Raw genomic sequence first — 21,471 nt, 5'->3', positions numbered from 1 at the left:
GAGGCATTTTGATGGATACAAATCAGTACTTAGAAATGTTCCTGGAAGAGAGTAAAGAGCATCTCCAGGCGTGTAACGAACAATTACTAGAACTTGAGAAAAACCCAGATGATCTCGCGATTGTCAACGAAATATTCAGAGCGGCACATACTCTCAAGGGAATGTCTGCAACGATGGGATATGAAGATATTGCGAATCTGACGCACAAAATGGAAAACGTACTTGATGCCATTCGAAATTCTAAAATCCGGGTTACTTCTGAAATTTTAGATGTCGTGTTTGAGTCTTCGGATGCACTTGAAGAAATGGTCATTGATATCGAAGAAGGCGGAAGCGGAAAAAAAGACGTTGAAAAATTAGTGACGATGCTAAACCAAATTGAAGCGGGTAATTCGCCACTTGCGGTGGTAGAAGAAAAAGCGGGGAAATCAGAATCTGAGGAGATGACTGGTGGACTTGTTTATGATGACTTTGAACAAACTGTAGTTTCACAATCTGTAGAACAAGGTTTCAATGCATTTGAACTAAAAGTAATTCTACGTGATGATTGCTTACTCAAAGCGGCACGTGTATTCATGGTATTCGAAATTCTTGAAAAAGCAGGAGAAATCATTAAGACTTTCCCGACTGTCGAGCGGTTGGAGAATGAAGAGTTCGATAGCCAATTTACGGTCGTGATTATTACGAAAGAAGACGCAGAAGAGTTAAAAGCAAAAGTGCAAAAAGTATCTGAACTGGAACAGGCTGAAATTCGTCCAGTCCAATTTCAATCGGCTACTTTTGAGGTAGCTACAACAATGGAGGCACCAGTTACTGATCCAGTTGTACAACCTGTTAAGCAGACAGCCAAAAAAGAAGCTAGCCCAACAAAGCGTTCAAACAGTACTCATTCTGCAAACAAGACGATACGCGTCAATATTGATCGTTTGGATGTACTTATGAACCTGTTCGAAGAATTAGTTATTGATAGAGGACGTCTCCAGTCCATCGCAGCAGAATTACAAAATGCGGAACTGAACGAAACGACGGAACGGATGACGAGAATTTCCGGGGACTTGCAAAATATCATATTAAATATGCGAATGGTGCCTGTGGAAACTGTGTTTAATCGTTTCCCTAAAATGGTTCGTCAGTTAGCACGTGATCTCGATAAAAAAATCAATCTTGAAATCATCGGGGCTGAAACAGAGCTTGACCGAACAGTAATTGATGAAATCGGAGATCCTCTAGTTCACCTTATCCGGAATGCATTGGATCACGGAGTGGAGAGTCCAGCAGAGCGCATTGCAGCAGGTAAACCTGAAGAAGGAACAGTAACGTTACGAGCGTATCATTCCGGTAATCATGTGTTCATTGAATTAGAAGACGATGGTGCAGGAGTGAATCGCGCACGTGTTCTAAAAAAGGCAATTGAGCGGGGAATTGTTTCAGAAGAGATTGCAGAGACATTGACAGACAAACAAGTAGCAGAGCTTATTTTGTCTTCAGGATTCTCAACTGCTGAAAAACTTACTGACGTTTCAGGTCGTGGTGTTGGTCTGGATGTTGTGAAAAGCACGATAGAATCACTAGGCGGACATATTTCAATTGAATCTAAAGAAGGTCAAGGCTCGTTATTCCAAGTACAGCTACCACTTACACTTTCGATCATTTCGGTTATGCTCGTACAAATGCAAAAAGAGATTTTTGCTGTGCCGTTGTCATCCATTATTGAAACAGCAATTATCCAAAATAGTGATATTTTGAATGCCCATAATCAGAGGGTCATTGATTTCCGAGGTAAAATTGTTCCACTTGTGGATCTTCGTGAGATTTTCGATACGGGCCTTCCAGAAGAGCCTGAAGAACTCAAGTCGGTCGTCATTGTTCGTAAGGGTGAGAGTTTGGCAGCTCTAGTCGTTGACTCGTTCATCGGACAGCAAGAAATTGTATTGAAATCACTCGGTAACTACTTACAGAGCGTTTTCGCACTATCTGGAGCTACAATCCTCGGAAACGGTCAAGTTGCATTAATTGTAGACTGCAATGCGCTCATAAAATAAGTAGGAGGGAATCCAATGACAGCTATAACTGAAAATAATGTAATGAAAACAATCGTATTTCGATTGCTCGACAAAGAGTATGCCATTGAAGTGGATGTTGTTCAGTCCATTGAAAAATTATTGCTCATGACAATTACGCGAATTCCGGGTGTACCTTCATATGTAAAAGGGGTTATCAATTTACGCGGGATGGTAACACCTATTGTAGATTTACGGAATCGCTTCGACTTGCCAGAAATGGAGTACAATGACAACACACGCATCATAATCGTGAATCTTGAAAACTTTGATGTAGGTCTCATTGTAGACGACGCCAATGATGTGATCGATATACCTGCGAATGCACTGGAATCTCAGCCGGAAGTTGTAGGTTCTGTAGAATCGGAATTTGTGGCAGGTGTTGCAAAGATTGAGAAACGGCTACTCGTTATGCTCAACTTGGATAATGTACTGCGTCCCATTAGGAATGTGAATGCGGATGAAAACTGAACTCAACATATCTGATATGCATTTAGATGTTCTTAAAGAAATCGGTAACATAGGAGCGGCTCATGCGGCAACATCTTTATCTGAGCTTCTTCAACGCAAAATCGATATGCACGTCCCGAAAGTTGCACTTGTGTCATTTGACGACATGTTCGAACTTGCGGGAGGTAGTGAGAATGTAGTTGTAGGGATTTTCTTGAGAATAGAAGGAGACTTATCTGGAAGCATGTTCTTTGTTCTTCCGATTGATTCTGCTAACCGTTTTATTAGGCGTTTAATCGGAAATCCTCAATTTGACTTTTTAACTCCGGAATCGATTGATGAAATCGGTGTTTCTGCTATGCAAGAACTAGGTAATATTTTGTCCGGTTCCTATTTGTCTGCATTGTCGGATTTCACAGGACTCAAGATTTTTCCGACGGTTCCTTCATTGAGTGTCGATATGGTGGGTGCCATTGTGAGCTTCGGACTAATTGAAGTGTCACACTACAGCGATGAAGTCATTGTAATTGATACGAAGATTGTTGAAGAAGAGGAAAACGATAAGAGTGTAGACGGGCACTTCTTTTTACTTCCAGATCCCCCTTCTTACATCACGATTTTTAAATCTCTAGGTGTGATGTAATATGGAAATGGTGAAAACAGTAGTACGAGTTGGGATTGCAGACATGAACATTGTTCGAGAGCCAGACACAATTCGAACATCAGGTCTTGGTTCATGCGTTGGTGTTGTGTTGTACGATGAACGACGAAAGATTGCTGGAATGGTGCACGTCATGTTGCCTGACAGTTCGCTTGGCAAAGGGGATTCCATTAATGTTGCGAAATTTGCAGATACTGGAGTTTATTCCCTAATGGAGCAACTGAAAGCCGAGGGTGTACGCCCGATGTCTTTGAAAGCGAAGATTGCTGGAGGATCGCAAATGTTTCAGTTTGGTTCAGGAGATACAGTGCGTATTGGTCCTCGTAACGTGGAAGCCGTGAAAAAAGAGCTTGCTAGACTTTCCATACCGTTAGTAGCAGAAGATACGGGTGGATCCAATGGCCGGACAATAGAGTTCGATCCTGCTATCGGTACCTTGCAAGTACGTACAGTGAACGCTGGAACTATGGTAATATAAAACGAACGTACAGTAGTTTCAGTTAGTGAAACTGCTGTTTTTTTTATGAAAAAATGATAGATGTTCACTGTCTTTACTACCTATACTTTGCTATAATAACTAGTATGATAGTGTCGAAATATACATTGTTGCACGGAAGCGAGGGATTCTATGTCGAAAAAAGACATGTCGGAGGAGACATATTGGGACCTGTGGTTAAACAAACGTGATCCTGATGCCGGAGATGCGCTCGTCCGTAAATATATGCCGCTCGTAAATTATCACGTCCAGCGCATAGGTTCTGGATTACCGCGTAATGTTTCCAGAGATGACGTCAAAAGCCTAGGTTACCAAGGATTATTTGACGCGCTCACAAAATTCGATCCAAGTAGAGACTTGAAATTTGATACATACGCTTCGTTTCGGATCCGTGGTAGCATCCTTGACGGATTACGGAAAGAGGATTGGTTACCGCGATCGTCGAGAGAGAAGTCGAAAAAATTAGAAGAACAAATCAGTAAACTTGAACAGAAACTGATGAGGACAGCGACACCCGAAGAGATTGCTGAGCATACTGGTATAAATGTGTCTGAAGTTTATCAGACCGTCCAGGAGCACTATTTTTCAAGTGTACTTTCTATCGACGAACGAATGAATGATGATGAAGATGATTCAGGGAAAAGTTTTGTTTTAAAAGATGAAAAAACAGTGACTCCAGAGCAGCACACGGTTAAGCATGAACTGTTAGGTGAGATGATACAGAAAATTAAAGACTTGAATGACAACGAACAACTTGTACTTAGTTTGTTTTATTCTGATGAAATGACGCTTACCGAAATTGGAGAGATCCTCAACTTATCAACTTCACGAATTTCACAAATTCATTCGAAAGCACTTTTTAAGCTAAGAAAGTTATTGCTACCTGAAGTGCTGGATCGGGGGATATTATGAGTTTAAAGTCAATAGAACTTCAAATTGCAATCCCGAAAACTTTTGATGCAGGAAAACTGACAGAGCAAAAGAATCAGCAGTCTATGCTAAATAATCAGCAAGCAATAGCCCAAACTGACCAACAAGTCATGAAAAACCGCAATACAGTAATCGAATCGACAGAGTCCGAAAAAACCAAGAACGCAAGAAATTCTTCAAACGAAGAAAAGTCAGAGGACAATGAACAGCGGGAAGATTCTCAACAGAATGAACATATACACGTGAGCCATCCATACAAAGGCGGCTTCGTAGACTATACAGGGTGATGAAATGACGGCATTTTGGATTGCAACACTTTTTGTATTGCAGCTCGGTGGATTTTACATGATTGCTTTGTTGTATTTGCGAATGTCAAGAGTGGATAAAACCGAGAAGAAACAACAGCAACTTATGAAAGAAATGGAAGATAGTCTGGCGCTTTATATTACTGAAGTCAAAGAGGAAAATGATCGTTTAATCGAACAACTTTCTAAAATACAGCAAAAACCTCAAAACAATGAAGGTAAGGTTGAAGTGGAAAAATCACAGATTTCACAAAAAGATGAAGTGGCTGCGGCGTCTGTGTATTTTAACCCTAAGCCACCTACTTCTAAAGTTTTGAATTCCTATCGATCCCAGCAGCAACCTATTGTGACAAGCGTTACAAACTCTAGCTCAGAGCCCAAACAAGAAACTGAATATGAAACGGTTTACCGACTACACGATGAAGGACTTACGCTAAATGAAATTGCGAGCCAATTAAAAAAGGGGAAAACAGAAGTAGAACTTATTTTAAAGTTTAAAACATAATTGTTGCGAAAGCAATGAGGCTTGTGCTATATTAGAAAGTGGTATTACTACACACGTGTATGGACGTACTGAGATGGTGCCGAAAGGTCGCTCGGCGGATGAAGTATGCGGAGGAATCCAACCAAACAGGAGGAAATAATTATGTCAGTAATTTCAATGAAACAATTGCTTGAAGCTGGTGTGCACTTTGGACACCAAACACGTCGCTGGAACCCTAAAATGAAGAAATTCATTTTTGTTGAGCGTAACGGAATCTACATCATCGATCTTCAAAAAACAGTTAAAAAGCTTGAAGAAGCTTATAACTTCATGCGCCAAGTTGGTGCTGACGGCGGAAAAGTACTTTTCGTTGGTACAAAGAAACAAGCACAAGATGCTATTAAAGAAGAAGCAGAACGTGCAGGCATGTATTACATCAACCAACGTTGGTTGGGCGGTACTTTGACTAACTTCGGTACAATCCAGAAGCGAATCAGCCGTATGAAACAAATTGAGAAAATGGAAGAAGATGGCACTTTCGCTGTACTTCCTAAGAAAGAAGTTTCTCAACTTAAAAAAGAACACGAACGTCTTATCAAGTTCCTTGGTGGAATTCGTGATATGAAATCAATCCCAGACGTAATCTACGTAGTAGATCCACGTAAAGAGCGCATCGCAGTTGCGGAAGCTCATAAATTGAATATTCCACTCGTTGGTATCGTTGATACAAACTGCGATCCAGATGAGATTGACTACGTTATCCCTGCTAACGATGATGCAATCCGTGCAGTACGCCTTTTGACAAGCAAAATGGCAGACGCATTGCTTGAATCTAGACAAGGTGAAGACGAAGAAGCTGCTCAAGCAGAACAAACAGAAGCAGTTACTGCAGAGTAACTGAAAAATCAAAGACGATAAGCGGCCAATCCCCTTATCGTCTTTTTTAGAGAAACAAACCAAAATCAATAGTTTTTATAGGAGGAATACAACATGGCAGTTACAGCACAAATGGTAAAAGAACTTCGTGAAAAAACAGGCGCAGGTATGATGGATTGTAAAAAAGCACTTACAGAAGTCAATGGTGATATGGATGCAGCACTAGACTTCTTACGTGAAAAAGGTCTTTCTAGCGCAGCTAAAAAGGCAGATCGTATTGCTGCTGAAGGAACAACAACAATTGAAGTTTCTGGAAACGAAGCAGTTATTCTTGAAATCAATGCTGAAACTGACTTCGTAGCTAAAAACGAAGGGTTCCAAACTTTGGTTAAAGAAATTTCCAATCACCTACTAACTACTAAGCCAGCAACTGTAGAAGAAGCATTGGCTTCAACTATGACTAATGGTCTTGTTGTTGCTGACTATATTTCAAATGCGATTGCAAAAATTGGTGAGAAAATTAGTCTTCGCCGTTTTGAAATTCGTACAAAAACTGATAATGACGCTTTCGGCGCTTACCTTCACATGGGTGGACGTATTTCCGTTCTTACAGTACTTGAAGGTTCTACAGATGACGAAGCTGCAAAAGACGTAGCAATGCACATCGCTGCTATGAATCCTAAATACGTTTCTCATGACCAGATTTCTGAAGAAGAAGTTGAGCATGAGCGCAAAATCCTTACTGAACAAGCTCTTAACGAAGGAAAGCCAGAAAACATCGTTGCTAAAATGGTTGAAGGACGTCTTCGTAAGTATTTCGAAGAAATCTGTGTGCTTGATCAGCCATTCGTTAAGAACTCTGACCAAAAAGTTGGAGAATTTGTTACTTCTACCGGTGGAAAGTTAGCAGAATTCATTCGTTACGAAGTAGGCGAAGGAATCGAAAAACGTGAAGACAACTTTGCTGATGAAGTAATGAGCCAAGTGAACAAAGGGTAATTGATTTAACTCATACTAATGGTAGGGGACACATTTTGTGTTCCCTATTTTTAAGAAAACCAAGAAGATGGGGGATACATATGAACACACCTACTTATAAACGGATCGTGTTAAAACTGAGCGGGGAAGCTCTCGCTGGAGAACAAGGATTTGGTCTTTCCCCGGAAATTATTAAATCCGTTGCGATTCAAGTGAAAGAAGTGCTGGATCTTGGCGTTGAAGTAACTGTTGTTGTCGGTGGCGGAAATATCTGGCGCGGCAAAGTTGGCAGTGAAATGGGCATGGATCGAACGACTGCGGACTATATGGGAATGTTAGCAACGGTCATGAACGCATTAGCACTTCAAGACGCGATTGAAAAGTTAGGTGCAGAGTCTCGTGTCATGTCCTCAATCGACATGCGTCAAGTAGCAGAACCTTACATTCGTCGGAAAGCCATCCGACATCTCGAAAAGAAACGTGTGGTCATTTTTGCAGCTGGTACTGGGAATCCATATTTCTCAACAGATACAACAGCAGCACTCCGTGCAGCTGAAATCGAAGCAGATGTAATTTTAATGGGGAAAAACAATGTCGATGGCGTTTACTCCGCTGATCCAATGATCGATACAACTGCAGTGAAATATGATCAGTTAACGTATCTAGATGTAATTAGCAAAGGTCTGCAAGTGATGGATGCGACAGCTTCAACACTCTGTATGGACAATGATATCCCACTCGTAGTATTCTCGATTATGGAAGAAGGAAATATAAAAAAGGCTGTATGTGGAGAAACTATCGGTACAGTCGTCGGGAGGAACTAAACATGCCAAAAGCAGTTATGGGTCAAACAACCGAAAGAATGGAAAAAGCAATCAGCTCACTTGGGAGAGATTTAGCTTCAATTCGAGCAGGACGGGCAAACGCTTCGTTATTAGACCGTATTACTGTTGAGTATTACGGTGCACCAACACCACTTAATCAGATGGCGGGGGTCTCTGTACCAGAAGCTCGTCTTATGGTCATTCAGCCATATGATAAAACAACTTTAGGTGATATCGAAAAAGCGATTTTGAAGTCGGATATTGGGATCACACCTTCAAATGACGGAAATGTTATTCGCTTAGCAGTCCCTGCTCTAACCGAAGAGCGCCGTAAAGATCTTGTTAAAGAAGTGAAAAAGGACGCTGAAGAGTCTAAAATAGCAATCCGCAATATTCGCCGTGATGCCAATGAAGAGTTGAAGAAACTCGAGAAAGATGGCGAAATTACGGAAGATGAATTGCGTCGTAATAATGACGAAGTCCAAAAGCTAACCGATACGTACATCTCTAAAATCGATAGCATTGCAGGGGACAAAGAAAACGAAATTATGGAAATCTAAACATGAACTTTCTTTTTCGAAGGACGTCCTAACGTTAGGACGTCCTTTTTAACATGCAAGTTTTCCTTTATTTTGTTAGGATAAAGAGGATGAATGATTTGAAACGTCGTCGAGTGGAGGAAAAATGATGTTCGATAAACTACTGCGAAAGAAGACGACGGCTGTCCCGTCGACATTACAAGAGCGGCTCACCATTGCTAAAGAGAAGCCGATGCCTACACATGTCGCCATTATTATGGATGGGAATGGGAGGTGGGCGAAGCAACGGAAACTTCCTAGGATTGCAGGTCACCATGAAGGTATGAAAACTGTTAGAAGGACTACTCTTTTTGCGAACGAACTAGGGATTCGTGTATTGACGTTATATGCATTTTCAACAGAAAATTGGAAACGCCCTAAACGGGAGATTGATTTTCTGATGAAGCTTCCAGGTGAATTTTTAAGCACGTATTTGCCAGAGTTAGTTGAAAATAACGTAAAAGTAGAAATGATTGGCAGTGCTGAGTTATTGCCTATCCATACAAAAGAAGCAATTCAAAAAGCGATGGAGGCTACAGCGCATAATGATGGAATGATACTGAATTTCGCAATGAACTATGGAAGTCGTTTTGAAATCGCCGAAGCTGTAAAAAAGTTAGCCTCTCAGCTTTCAGAAAACACAATTCACCTTGATGACCTTACTGAAGAGACGGTATCCGGCGCAATGATGACCTCTCATCTCCCAGATCCAGATCTTCTCATCCGGACGAGTGGTGAAGTGCGGTTATCCAATTTCATGCTCTGGCAGCTAGCTTACGCAGAGCTCGCATTTACGGATGTACTCTGGCCAGACTTCAATGAGGCGAGTATGCTTGGCGTTATAGAAGATTATCAAAAACGAAGTAGACGGTTTGGAAGTCTTGAAGGGGATGAAATCAAGTGAAACAACGGATACTAACTGCTCTCGTAGCAGCTGCAGTATTCATTCCATTTGTTGTTGTTGGAGGGATTCCATTCACCATTTTGGTCTATGCAATCGCAACAATCGGACTGTATGAACTGTTGAAAATGCAATCCATAAAATTACTTTCTATTGAAGGTGCGCTAGCATGGATCTTGTCAGCCATTCTATTATTGCCAAACCAATTAGCGCTAAGTTGGTTAGGATCGGTTGGTTATACAAAATTAGAAGCTGCTTTTATCATTATATTGCTCTTATTGATCTATACTGTACTTGTGAAGAATCGTTTTACGTTTGCTCATGCATCCTTTTTAGTGATGTCAGCATTTTATGTAGGTATGGGATTTTACTATCTCACAGCTACTCGTGATGCTGGTTTAGTGTTTATCATCTATGCACTTGTCATTGTATGGACGACAGATTCGGGCGCGTATTTCATTGGTCGTAAATTAGGAAAGAATAAGCTATGGCCAGATATTTCTCCAAACAAGACGGTTGAAGGTTTTGTAGGAGGCATTTTGAGTGCAGTTGTATTTGCGGTACTATTTCAATTTATACAGCCTGTCGCATCTACATTCCTGATCTTAATTGGTGTCACAATCGTCGCGTCTATTATTGGGCAACTTGGTGATCTTGTTGAATCTGCGTTGAAGCGAAATTATAATGTGAAAGATTCAGGCAAATTGCTCCCAGGACATGGCGGCATTTTAGATCGGTTTGACAGTTTGTTATTTGTTTTGCCGCTTCTTCATTTATTGCACTTTGTTAGTTAATTGAAAGGAATGTTTTTGATGAAAAAAAAGATCAGCCTTCTTGGTGCTACAGGTTCTATTGGGCTACAAACACTTGAAGTAATTGCAGCTCACCCAAATCAGTTTGAACTTGTAGCATTTTCTGCTGGGCGTAATATTGAGAAAGTAAGGGAAATTGCCGCTTTCCAAATGCCGCCACTCGTTTCTGTCATGGAGAAGGCAGATGCCGAAACACTTCAAGGTGAGTTTCCTGCGGTACGATTCCTTTATGGAGCTGAAGGATTAGAAGAAGTCGCGGCGAATTCGGGTGCAGACGTACTCCTTAATTCTGTCATCGGAAGTGTAGGACTTAAACCGACGCTTGCAGCCATTCGTCAAGGAATCACAATTGCAATTGCAAACAAAGAAACACTCGTTGCAGCAGGTGATATCGTGATGGCAGAAGCGAAACGCTATGGCGTATCTATTTTACCGGTAGATAGTGAGCATTCCGCTATATTCCAAGCGTTGAATGGCGAAAAATCCAAATCGATCAGTCGTCTTATCTTGACGGCTTCTGGAGGAAGCTTCAGAGATTTAACGCGTGACGAGTTAGCTAATGTGACACTGGAACAAGCACTCGCTCATCCGAACTGGTCTATGGGGAATAAGTTGACAATTGACTCAGCTACGATGTTTAACAAAGGGCTTGAAGTGATTGAAGCCCACCATCTTTTTAATATGCCTTATGACCAAATTGATTGTCTTTTACACAAAGAAAGTATCATCCACTCCATGATTGAGTTTGAGGATACAAGTGTCATGGCACAATTAGGTTCGCCTGATATGCGTGTACCAATCCAGTATGCGTTGTCTTATCCAGATCGAATTCCTATGAAAGATCCACAACGTCTTAAACTCGAGGACATCGGTGCGTTGCATTTCGAAAAAATGGATTTAACACGTTTTAAGGCGCTTGCTCTTGCATACGAAGCGGGACGCATTGGAGGCACAATGCCGACAGCTATGAACGCAGCAAATGAAATGGCTGTGAGTCAATTCATGGCTGGCCATATTCCATTCATTCAAATCGATGATGTAGTTGAGCGAGTAATGGAGCAACATAGAACGATTCATAAACCTGATTTAGAAACAATAATTGAGACGGATATGCAAACTCGTAAAATCGTCCATTCCATGATAAAATAAGGTATTTAGTACAGTAGCCTAGAAGGCTGAAAAGGTGGGTATAAATGGCGACGACAGTTATCTCGTTTATAATTATTTTCGGCTCATTAGTCTTTTTCCATGAGTTTGGACACTTTCTATTTGCCAAAAAAGCTGGCATTATGGTACGTGAGTTTGCGATTGGAATGGGACCGAAGATAATTGGTATTCAAAAAGGTGAGACTTTATATACGTTACGCTTACTGCCGCTTGGCGGTTATGTACGGATGGCTGGAGAAGACTTTGACACGGTTGAATTATTACCAGGCTATCGTGTAGGTTTAATACTTAATACACAAGATGAAGTGACTAAGATTTATTTGAATTCAAATGTTTCGAATCCAGATGTGCTCTTTCTTGAAACGGAAGAAGCGGATCTAAATGATAAATTATTCATTAAAGGATACGATGACGAAGGAAGTCTTGTTCGCTTTTCAGTATCTCGGACTGCTGTCATTATTGAAAAAGGACAAAAAACCCTTATTGCTCCAAAAGATCGACAATTCGACTCGAAACCTCTTATGGGAAGGTTCTTGACGATACTAGCAGGGCCGGTCTTTAACTTTATCCTCGCATTTTTTGTCTTTGTTGCGCTCGGTTTACTGAATGGAGTTCCAACTAACGAACCCATTATTACTGAAGTTCAAGATAACAGTCCAGCTCAAGCAGCTGGTATAGAAAAAGGCGATTATGTAAAATCATCGAATGGTGTAGCAGTAGATACATGGACGGAGTTTACAGAAACAATTCAAGATAATCCAGGAAATTCAGTTGATATAGAAGTTGAACGTAACGGGGAAATTGTAACGTTGCAAGTAACTCCTGAAGAAATGGAAGATGCGGGCCAAAAGTTTGGCCAGATAGGTGTTTTCTATACAAGTCCAGTAGAGAAAAATCCTTTAAAAGCCATTGCGTATGGTGCCGAACAAACTTGGTTCTGGATTGCTAAGATATTTGAACTTCTCGGTATGCTGATAACAGGTCAGTTTACTTTGGATGCACTTTCAGGTCCTGTAGGGATTTACAAGGCAACTGAAGAAGTCGCACAGTATGGTATTTTTAATCTCATGAATTGGGCTGCCGTTTTGAGCATCAACTTAGGAATTATGAACCTTTTGCCACTTCCAGCACTAGATGGTGGGCGGCTGCTGTTCTTCTTAGTTGAAGCGTTACGTGGAAAACCGATTGATCGCCAAAAAGAGGGTATGGTTCACTTTGTAGGAATTATGCTGCTCATGTTACTTATGCTTGTTGTAACATGGAACGACATTCAAAAGTTCTTTTTCTAGAAATGACGATCTAATCGATCAGAGAGTAACGGAGGCGACGCACGATGAAACAATCAGGTGTATTCATACCCGCTGCTGAAACTTCAACTAACTGTCTGGCAGATCAGCTTCTCACTCAATCTGGATATGTCCAAGAAACATCTGAAGGCATGTATGCGTACTTTCCATTGGCTGGAAAGGTCTTGGAAAATATAAAACGTGTGATCCGTGAGGAAATGGAGTCAGCGCGTGTCCTTGAAGTGGATCTCCCGTATGAACAATTTGAACATGCGTCAGGAAAATCAGATGAAATGATTTTACTGTCGTTTATTGCAAAAGAAGTTATTAGCTCTGAGCAATTACCTATCTCAGTTTTTCATATAAAGCAGCACATTAGGAAGGCTTGGAAGCCCATTCAAGATTCCAATCTTCTGTATGCAAAAGAATATTCGCTGGTAAGCGGATATTCTTTCCATACAGATGCGGTTGAAGCGAAAAATAATGGTGAGACACTTTTTTCAGTCTTTTCTACAATTGCGAATAGAATAGGGATTCCATATCGCATTATCGAATCACAAAACAATAATGGAAGAACTGAATACGAGTTTATCGCATTTTCGGAGTGTGGCAAAGAATCGTTTGCACAAAGTACAAATTCGCCTTATACATCAAGGGCAGAACTCGCAGAAGCAGTCCATGAAGAAATCGAAGAATCCAAAAAGCTGAAGAAAGCTGAAAAAGTTAGCGGGCATGGTAAAGAAATCGGACCTCTTGCTGAATCACTTGGATTAGATTACTCTCAAACGATTAAAGCCTTTCTATATGACATTGATTCGGAACCTGCACTCATTCTTATCCGAGGAGATCACGAACTGAATGAAATGAAATTGAAGAAAGTATTTGGCACTTCAACAATCAGATTATTAGATTCAAAGGAAATGAAAAATGTATTAGATGTTGAAGTGAAATCGATTGGACCAGTACAATTACCATTTGGTCTACCGGTTTATGCTGACTTCGGTGTATCGTCGATTGTTAATGGAATTTGTGGAGCGAATGAAAAAGATACATTCTTGGTGAATGTAAATCCGGATCGTGATTTTGCTGTGGATCATTATGTGGACATTCGTCTCGTGAAGGAAGGAGATCCTTCACCTGATGGAGAAGGTACGATTACATTTAGACAGGGCATCACATTTGCCCGGATTATTGAACCGGAACCGGTATTTAATAAAATTAACTTTGCCAACAAGGAATCCCTCGAAATCTTGACGGGATATTATTATATGGACTTGACACGCCTTTTTGCAGCAACTGCTGAACATTTCAGTGATTCACTCGGATTGAAATGGCCGATTCAACTTGCCCCATATGACATTCATTTGTTGATTGAAGATATAGAAGATGAAATCCAAGAGCAGCTAGCTGAAGAGATTCACTCAGTCATGAATGGGTATCGGTATCGTGTGCTGTTTGATGATCGAAATGTAAGCTCTGATAGTAAGCTCAAAACTTCGAATCAGTTAGGCGTTCCCGTGAAAATAGTGGTCGGTGATGAAGCTGCTACAGGAATGGTGGAAGTCACTTATCGAACGATTGGCGAGGCAGTTAGCATGCGGAAAGAAGAAGTGACAGAGAAACTTCAGGAATTTTTCAGAACAGAGTAAAGACATGGGAAGGCCGGCTTACGGTCCTTCCCTTCTTTTTACGGAAAAGGAGAGACGGATGGACGCTAAAAGAAAGATGTCAATGTTACTCCAACAAATTGGACTTACGGAAGATGCATTTGTCATCCATTTTCAAGATGCTGAACTAGAAAGAGTGGATATTTACAAAAAATCAAAGGTGTGGCAGTTCGCTGTGACTCTTGAGAAACCATTACAGTTTGATGTATTTCAGCTATTCCGCAAACAAGTTGAACAGGCATTTTCTAATATCGCAGCGATTCGTTTGCAAATCAGTACAAGAACCGAAGTGCATGAAGCTGAAATGATCCTTGCTTATTGGCCATCGATTATGGACGAGTTAGGTGACGTTTCTCCACCAATTAGGGAAGCGCTAACTTCACAAAAACCAGTTTTATCTGGAGATAAAATCACGATTTGCTGTGTAAATGATGTCCAACAACGGACTTTGAAAAAAAAGTATGGGCAGCTCATTTCAAATGCTTATGAGTCATTCGGGTTCCCCCGGATCTACCCAGAATTTACGATTGCTGAATTACCTGTAGAAGAAGAACAAGCCCGTGTTGCTTTCTTTGAGGAGCGTAAAGCTGAAGAAGTTGCGTATGCACAAAAAGCATTAGAAGCAATGCAACAAAGAGAGACAACGAAAAAAGAGAGTGACGGAGTACCAAGTGGGCCGATTTCTCTTGGCACACCAATCCGTGCGGATGAACAACTACTAGAAATACAACAAATTCAAGATGAAGAACGACGTGTAGCGATAGAAGGCTATGTATTTGATGCAGAAGTAAGAGAGCTGAGAAGTGGACGTTCACTGTTAACACTGAAAGTGACAGATTATACCGATTCAATCCTTGTTAAAATGTTCTCGCGTGATAACGAAGACGCAGAGCTTATGAAAGCACTCACGAAAGGGAAATGGGTGAGAGCTCGGGGGAGTATTCAAAACGATACATTCGTCCGTGACCTAATCATGATGGCGCAAGATATTATGGAAGTTGCTCCGGTTGTTAAGAAAGACAAAGCACCGGAAGGACGAAAGCGTGTTGAATTACATACACATACGAAGCTTAGTCAGATGGATGGGGTTTCGTCTGCTGCTGCACTTGTTGGGCAGGCTGCAAAATGGGGGCATCCTGCAATTGCGATTACAGACCACGCTAACGTACAAGCTTTCCCTGATGCTTACAACGCGGGTAAAAAGCATGGCATAAAAGTTTTGTTTGGCTTGGAAGCAAATCTTGTTGACGATGGTGTTCCAATTGTCTATGACGAACAGCATCGTCTACTCGAAGATGATACGTATGTTGTATTTGACGTAGAGACTACTGGTTTATCCGCTGTGTATGATACGGTGATTGAACTTGCTGCAGTTCGTGTCAAGAACGGTGAAATTTTAGACACGTTTGAGCGTTTTTCCAATCCCCATCATCCTTTATCGTCCACAACGACAGAGTTGACAGGAATAACAGACGACATGGTGAAAGACGCACCTGAAGTTTCAGAAGTGATGATTGATTTCATTGAGTTTATTGGTGATTCAATTTTGGTCGCGCACAATGCTTCCTTTGATATGGGATTCTTTTACGAGTCCTGTAAGAAGGCTGGCATTGAAACTGTAGATTACCCTGCAATCGATACGTTAGAACTAGCCCGCCTCTTGTATCCAGATCTCAGAAATCATCGCCTCAATACTTTAGCCAAGAAATTTGATATCGACTTGACCCAGCATCACCGGGCTATTTACGATACAGAAGCGACTGCCCATTTGTTTGTAAGGCTGATGAAAGATGCTACAGAAAAAGGAATCACCTGGTTAGATGACTTCAACAAAAATGTAGGAGAAGGGGACGCTTATAAGCGTTCACGACCTAATCATTGCACGTTGCTTGCTACGAGTGATGAAGGATTGAAGAACTTATTCAAACTCGTCTCTTACTCTCATATGAATTATTTTTATCGAGTGCCAAGAATTCCACGATCATTACTCGTGAAATATCGGAAAGGGTTACTTGTCGGTTCTGGATGTGACAAAGGCGAAGTGTTTGAAGCTCTCATGCAGAAGTCAATCGAAGAGGCGGAAGAAGTTGCGGGATTCTATGATTATTTGGAACTTCATCCAAAGCCGGTTTACAATCATCTGATTGAATTAGATCTCATTCGTGATGAATGGAACCTGGAAGACATCATGCGTAAGATGATTAAGCTAGGTAAAAAGACGGGGCTACCTGTAGCAGCAACAGGAAACGTACATTATGTCGATGAAACGGATGCAGCCTATCGTCAAGTATTGGTTCGTTCCCAAGGAGGCGCCAATCCGATGAATCGTCATGAACTCCCAGCAGTCCATTTCAGAACAACGGATGAAATGCTAGAGGAATTTGCGTTTTTAGGACCAGAAACCGCCGAACAAATTGTGATTGATAATCCTCTTGCCATTGTAGAACGAGTGGGAGATGTCAAACCGATTAAAGATGACCTATATCCGCCTGAAATTGAAGGGGCTGACGAAGAAGTGCGCCAGCTAACGTATACTATGGCGCATAAAATCTACGGGGAGACTCTACCAGAAATTATAGAAGCTCGAATTGATAAAGAGTTAAAGTCGATTATTGGAAATGGGTTCGCCGTTATTTATTTGATATCCCATAAGTTGGTTAAAAAATCTTTAGATGATGGCTATTTAGTTGGTTCGCGTGGTTCGGTTGGCTCTTCTCTAGTTGCAACAATGATGGAGATTACAGAAGTGAATCCAATGCCACCGCATTATGTATGTCCAACGTGTAAGCAGTCCGAGTTCTTTTCCGATGGCTCTGTAGGTTCAGGTTTCGACTTACCTAACAAAAATTGCCCGACTTGCGACGTCCCTTATACAAAGGATGGACATGACATTCCGTTTGAAACGTTTCTTGGATTTAACGGTGATAAAGTACCGGATATTGACTTGAACTTCAGTGGTGAGTATCAGGCGAATGCCCATAATTACACAAAAGAACTTTTCGGTGAAGACTATGTTTACAGGGCTGGTACGATTGGTACTGTCGCTGAAAAAACAGCTTATGGATATGTCCGCGGGTATATGAACGATAACGGCATTAATTTAAGAGGTGCTGAAATTGACCGTCTCGTTCAAGGATGTACAGGTGTTAAACGTAATACTGGTCAACATCCAGGCGGTATCATCGTAGTTCCAGACAATATGGAAATCTATGATTTTACTCCCATTCAATTCCCGGCGGATGACGTTGGTTCGAGTTGGAAAACGACTCACTTTGATTTCCACTCCATTGATAATAACTTATTAAAGCTTGATATTTTAGGACATGATGATCCGACAATGATCAAAATGTTAGAAGACTTATCCGGAATTGATCCTAAAACGATACCACCTGATGATCCAGGAGTAATGGCTTTGTTTAGTGGTACAGACTCACTTGGGGTAACTGAAGAGCAGATCAACTGTAAAACCGGAACACTTGGTGTGCCAGAGTTTGGTACACGTTTCGTTCGTCAAATGCTAGAAGAAACGAAGCCTTCTACGTTTTCTGAGCTCATTCAAATTTCTGGATTATCTCATGGAACCGACGTTTGGCTTGGCAACGCACAGGAACTAATACAGAACAAAACATGTGTCCTTGCAGAAGTAATCGGTTGTCGTGACGATATTATGGTGTACTTAATCTACCAAGGACTGGAACCAGCCATTGCCTTTAAAATTATGGAGTCTGTCCGAAAAGGGAAAGGCTTAACACCAGAATTCGAAGAAGAAATGAAGAAGAATAAGGTGCCAGCGTGGTACATTGCGTCTTGTAAAAAGATTAAGTACATGTTCCCGAAAGCACACGCAGCGGCTTATGTCCTTATGGCACTCCGCATTGCGTACTTTAAAGTGCACCATCCAATTATGTACTACGCAACTTATTTCACTGTGCGTGCGACAGACTATGATCTGGCAACGATGATTAAAGGGCCAGCATCAATACGAGTGAAGGCAAAAGAAATTTACGACAAAGGCCTGGACGCTTCACCGAAAGAAAAAAGCTTAGTCACCGTATTGGAGATTGCGTTAGAGATGTGTGAACGCGGATTTACATTTGCAAAACCTGATTTGTACAAATCATCTGCTGAAGAGTTCATTATTGAAGGGAATACACTGATACCACCATTCAACGCCATTCCATCACTCGGAACAAACGTCGCAAGGACAATTGTAGAGGTAAGGGATGATGGAGAATTCCTTTCAAAAGAAGATCTTCAGCGACGAGGACGTGTGTCCAAGACAATTACGGAATATATGGATTCGCTTGGCTGTTTGGAAGGATTACCGGAAATGAATCAACTTTCTCTGTTCTAAGAAGTGAAAAGTAATCCATTGCCAGTTTGAGATGAAAACCTGATGAATGAAGTGGAAGCCCGTCGAATATAATCATCCAGTAATCAGGGAACTCAACACCTTCTTTTAACAGATATTTGTTTAAAAGTGTTGGTACGATAAGCATATAATCCAAGTTATACATTTGGAAAATTTGCGCGGGATATGAACGTATGGTATAATTGAAACAACTTTTGCTATAGTCTTACGCGAAAAGAGTGGGATTCCCCGCTCTTTTCTGTTGTCTGCCGTTATTATGTAAGCAAATTACAACCTGCAAGGGAGGGGTAAGATGAGTAAAATTACTGAAGAGGTAGAAGCGTTAGTGCTCCCGATTGTCAATGAGTTAGCGCTCGAACTAGTCGACATCGAGTTTTTGAAAGAGGGAAGAGATTGGTTTTTGCGCGTTTACGTTGATACGCAGGAAGGGAACATCGATATACTTCAATGTGCTCAGGTAAGTGAACGCCTAAGTGAAGAACTGGATCGTACTGATCCAATTCCGCAAAACTACTTTTTGGAGGTTTCTTCTCCGGGAGCAGAGCGTCCGCTTAAAAAAGAGCAAGATTACGAAAAAGCGGTTGGTCAGTACATTTATGTGAAAACTTATGAGCCAGTTAAAGATATGAAAGAATTCGAAGGGCACCTTTTAGTCAATGAACCAGATGCTATTGAACTTCAAATTCGTATTAAGACACGTACATTGACAGTCAGAATCGATAAGCAAAAGATTGCTGTTGCAAGATATGCAATCGACTTTTCTGCATAATTGAATAATCAGGAGTGATGAACATGAGTAGTGATCTTCTCGATGCATTAACTGCATTAGAAAAGCAAAAAGGCATATCAAGAGAGGTACTAGTAGACGCTATTGAAGCGGCTCTTGTAACTGCATATAAACGAAACTTCAATCAAGCTCAAAATGTTCGTGTTGACTTGAATTTAGGAGTAGGAACGATTAAAGTCTTCTCACGTAAAGATGTAGTAGCAGAAGAAGTGGAAGAAGATCGTCTGCAAATTTCACTTGAAGACGCATTGCTTATAAATCCGGCTTATGAAGTAGGGGACATCGTTGAGCAAGAAGTGACACCTCGCGACTTTGGACGAATTGCTGCACAAACTGCTAAACAAGTCGTTACCCAGCGTGTACGTGAAGCCGAACGCGGACTTATTTATGAAGAGTATATCGATCGTGAAGACGATATCGTCAATGGAATTGTAGAGCGTTTTGACGCTCGCAATCTGTATGTAGGGTTAGGGAAAGTGGAAGCTGTACTTCCGATGACCGAGCAAATTGCCTCTGAAAAGTATAATCCACATGACCGCATTAAAGTGTACATTACAAAAGTGGAGCGTACTTCACGCGGACCGCAAGTGTTTGTATCCCGTACACATCCAGGTCTTTTACGCCGACTGTTTGAAATGGAAGTTCCTGAAATATTTGAAGGAATTGTAGAAATCAAATCCATCGCACGAGAAGCAGGAGACCGTTCAAAAATCTCTGTCTTTACAACAAATGAAGAAGTTGATCCAGTCGGTTCATGTGTTGGAGCACGTGGAGCACGCGTTCAATCGATTTCAAACGAACTTAATGGTGAAAAAGTGGACATTGTGGAATGGTCAGAAGACCCAGTTGTCTTTGTTGCGAACGCACTAAGTCCTTCAAAAGTATTGGACGTTCAAGTGAAAGAAGAAGATCGTTCAACAACTGTTGTCGTACCAGATTACCAATTGTCACTTGCAATCGGTAAGCGCGGTCAAAATGCACGTTTAGCTGCAAAATTGACTGGCTGGAAGATTGACATTAAAAGTGAAACAGATGCTCGTGAACTAGGTATCTATCCTCGTTTTGAAGAAGAACAAGCCGAGGTAGAATACGATGAAGAGTCAGAGCAAGTAGATATTTATTCAGATGAAGAAACGACGCTAGATTCGACTGAAGAGTCGGAAGAAATCGATGCGGATTCAATCGACTTGTATCAAGACGAACCTCAATAAGAAGTGACGAAAGGGTGCATACGCATGGCAGTCAATAACCGAAAAGTGCCGTTGCGCAAGTGTGCTGCTACCGGCGAAATGTTTCCTAAGAAGGACATGATCCGGATTGTCCGCACAAAAGAAGGAGAAATATCAGTCGATTTGACTGGTAAAAAATCCGGACGTGGAACGTATGTATCGAAATCTGAAGCAGCTGTAGAAAAAGCGCAAGCGACTCGAGCCATTGAGAGTCAGTTGGGCAGCGCTGTTCCGGAACAAGTGTATGCAGATCTTCTGCATGCGATTCGGAGAGAGGCTATTAAATGATTTCAACTGAAACTAAAATACTCCAACTACTAGGTTTAGCCGCTCGGGCAAGGAAGCTGACAACGGGTGAAGAACTCGTTGTCTCCGAAGTTCGGGCACAAAGTGCAAAACTTGTTATACTATCAGAAGACGCATCTGACAATACGCAAAAGAAACTGTCGGATAAATGTAATAGCTACAACGTTGAGAAGCATGTTTTTGGGAGCCGTGAAGCACTCGGGCATGCAATCGGAAAAGAGTCGCGGGTCGTCCTCGCGGTAACGGACAGCGGTTTTGCTAAAAAGCTGTCCTCGCTCCTCAACGAATTATAACGGGGGTGG

21 protein-coding genes are annotated in these 21,471 nt (G+C 41.4%); all 21 read left to right on the top strand.

The window, feature by feature from the left end:
- The first annotated feature begins 11 nt into the window (after positions 1-11).
- Positions 12-2,042, top strand: coding sequence for a chemotaxis protein CheA (locus N693_RS0111915; protein WP_025785027.1), 2,031 nt, complete (start codon positions 12-14; stop codon positions 2,040-2,042).
- Positions 2,043-2,057: 15 nt separating this feature from the next.
- A complete protein-coding gene (locus tag N693_RS0111910; protein WP_025785026.1) occupies positions 2,058-2,531 on the top strand; it encodes a chemotaxis protein CheW in 474 nt (157 codons plus the stop codon).
- Complete coding sequence (locus N693_RS0111905) at positions 2,521-3,153, top strand: chemotaxis protein CheC (RefSeq protein WP_025785025.1); 633 nt, start codon at positions 2,521-2,523, stop codon at positions 3,151-3,153. Before N693_RS0111910 ends, N693_RS0111905 begins: the two co-directional genes overlap by 11 nt.
- A 1-nt stretch (position 3,154) precedes the next feature.
- Positions 3,155-3,649 carry a chemotaxis protein CheD gene (locus N693_RS0111900; protein WP_025785024.1) on the top strand — a complete coding sequence of 165 codons (495 nt, stop codon included), beginning with the start codon at positions 3,155-3,157 and terminating at the stop codon, positions 3,647-3,649.
- A gap of 150 nt (positions 3,650-3,799) precedes the next feature.
- Entirely contained in the window at positions 3,800-4,579 is a 780-nt protein-coding gene (locus tag N693_RS0111895; protein WP_025785023.1) for a FliA/WhiG family RNA polymerase sigma factor, read from the top strand.
- Positions 4,576-4,884, top strand: a complete 309-nt coding sequence (locus tag N693_RS0111890) for a hypothetical protein (protein WP_025785022.1) — start codon at positions 4,576-4,578, stop codon at positions 4,882-4,884. Before N693_RS0111895 ends, N693_RS0111890 begins: the two co-directional genes overlap by 4 nt.
- Before the next feature lie 58 nt (positions 4,885-4,942).
- Complete coding sequence (locus tag N693_RS0111885) at positions 4,943-5,407, top strand: hypothetical protein (protein ID WP_156028915.1); 465 nt, start codon at positions 4,943-4,945, stop codon at positions 5,405-5,407.
- Between the two features lie 141 nt (positions 5,408-5,548).
- The gene (gene rpsB, locus N693_RS0111880; protein WP_025785020.1) at positions 5,549-6,283 is read left to right on the top strand and encodes a 30S ribosomal protein S2; all 735 of its coding nucleotides are present in this window, start codon (positions 5,549-5,551) and stop codon (positions 6,281-6,283) included.
- 93 nt (positions 6,284-6,376) lie between these two features.
- Complete coding sequence (tsf, locus tag N693_RS0111875; RefSeq protein ID WP_025785019.1) at positions 6,377-7,261, top strand: translation elongation factor Ts; 885 nt, start codon at positions 6,377-6,379, stop codon at positions 7,259-7,261.
- Positions 7,262-7,341: 80 nt separating this feature from the next.
- Positions 7,342-8,064: a UMP kinase gene (pyrH, locus tag N693_RS0111870; protein WP_025785018.1), complete on the top strand. Its 723-nt coding sequence runs from the start codon at positions 7,342-7,344 to the stop codon at positions 8,062-8,064.
- 2 nt (positions 8,065-8,066) lie between these two features.
- A complete protein-coding gene (gene frr / locus N693_RS0111865) occupies positions 8,067-8,624 on the top strand; it encodes a ribosome recycling factor (RefSeq protein ID WP_025785017.1) in 558 nt (185 codons plus the stop codon).
- 127 nt (positions 8,625-8,751) lie between these two features.
- On the top strand, positions 8,752-9,546 hold the full coding sequence (locus N693_RS0111860) for an isoprenyl transferase (RefSeq protein WP_025785016.1): 795 nt from the start codon (positions 8,752-8,754) through the stop codon (positions 9,544-9,546).
- Positions 9,543-10,337: a phosphatidate cytidylyltransferase gene (locus N693_RS0111855; RefSeq protein WP_025785015.1), complete on the top strand. Its 795-nt coding sequence runs from the start codon at positions 9,543-9,545 to the stop codon at positions 10,335-10,337. Before N693_RS0111860 ends, N693_RS0111855 begins: the two co-directional genes overlap by 4 nt.
- A gap of 18 nt (positions 10,338-10,355) precedes the next feature.
- Entirely contained in the window at positions 10,356-11,504 is a 1,149-nt protein-coding gene (locus N693_RS0111850; RefSeq protein ID WP_025785014.1) for a 1-deoxy-D-xylulose-5-phosphate reductoisomerase, read from the top strand.
- Positions 11,505-11,548: 44 nt separating this feature from the next.
- Complete coding sequence (rseP, locus tag N693_RS0111845) at positions 11,549-12,811, top strand: RIP metalloprotease RseP (protein ID WP_025785013.1); 1,263 nt, start codon at positions 11,549-11,551, stop codon at positions 12,809-12,811.
- Positions 12,812-12,855: 44 nt separating this feature from the next.
- Complete coding sequence (locus N693_RS0111840; protein WP_025785012.1) at positions 12,856-14,457, top strand: YbaK/EbsC family protein; 1,602 nt, start codon at positions 12,856-12,858, stop codon at positions 14,455-14,457.
- 58 nt (positions 14,458-14,515) lie between these two features.
- The gene (locus N693_RS0111835; RefSeq protein ID WP_025785011.1) at positions 14,516-18,829 is read left to right on the top strand and encodes a PolC-type DNA polymerase III; all 4,314 of its coding nucleotides are present in this window, start codon (positions 14,516-14,518) and stop codon (positions 18,827-18,829) included.
- Between the two features lie 310 nt (positions 18,830-19,139).
- A complete protein-coding gene (gene rimP, locus N693_RS0111830; protein WP_025785010.1) occupies positions 19,140-19,616 on the top strand; it encodes a ribosome maturation factor RimP in 477 nt (158 codons plus the stop codon).
- A 23-nt stretch (positions 19,617-19,639) separates the two neighbouring features.
- A complete protein-coding gene (gene nusA / locus N693_RS0111825; protein WP_025785009.1) occupies positions 19,640-20,845 on the top strand; it encodes a transcription termination factor NusA in 1,206 nt (401 codons plus the stop codon).
- 24 nt (positions 20,846-20,869) lie between these two features.
- Positions 20,870-21,151: an RNase P modulator RnpM gene (rnpM, locus tag N693_RS0111820; RefSeq protein ID WP_025785008.1), complete on the top strand. Its 282-nt coding sequence runs from the start codon at positions 20,870-20,872 to the stop codon at positions 21,149-21,151.
- Positions 21,148-21,462: a YlxQ family RNA-binding protein gene (locus N693_RS19240; RefSeq protein WP_037593175.1), complete on the top strand. Its 315-nt coding sequence runs from the start codon at positions 21,148-21,150 to the stop codon at positions 21,460-21,462. Before rnpM ends, N693_RS19240 begins: the two co-directional genes overlap by 4 nt.
- Positions 21,463-21,471 lie beyond the last annotated feature (9 nt).

The sequence above is a fragment of the Sporosarcina sp. D27 genome (assembly GCF_000586555.1).
Lineage (GTDB): Bacteria > Bacillota > Bacilli > Bacillales_A > Planococcaceae > Sporosarcina.
Note: the sequence above shows the minus strand (reverse complement) of the source record. Positions and strands in the feature narration are given on the sequence as shown.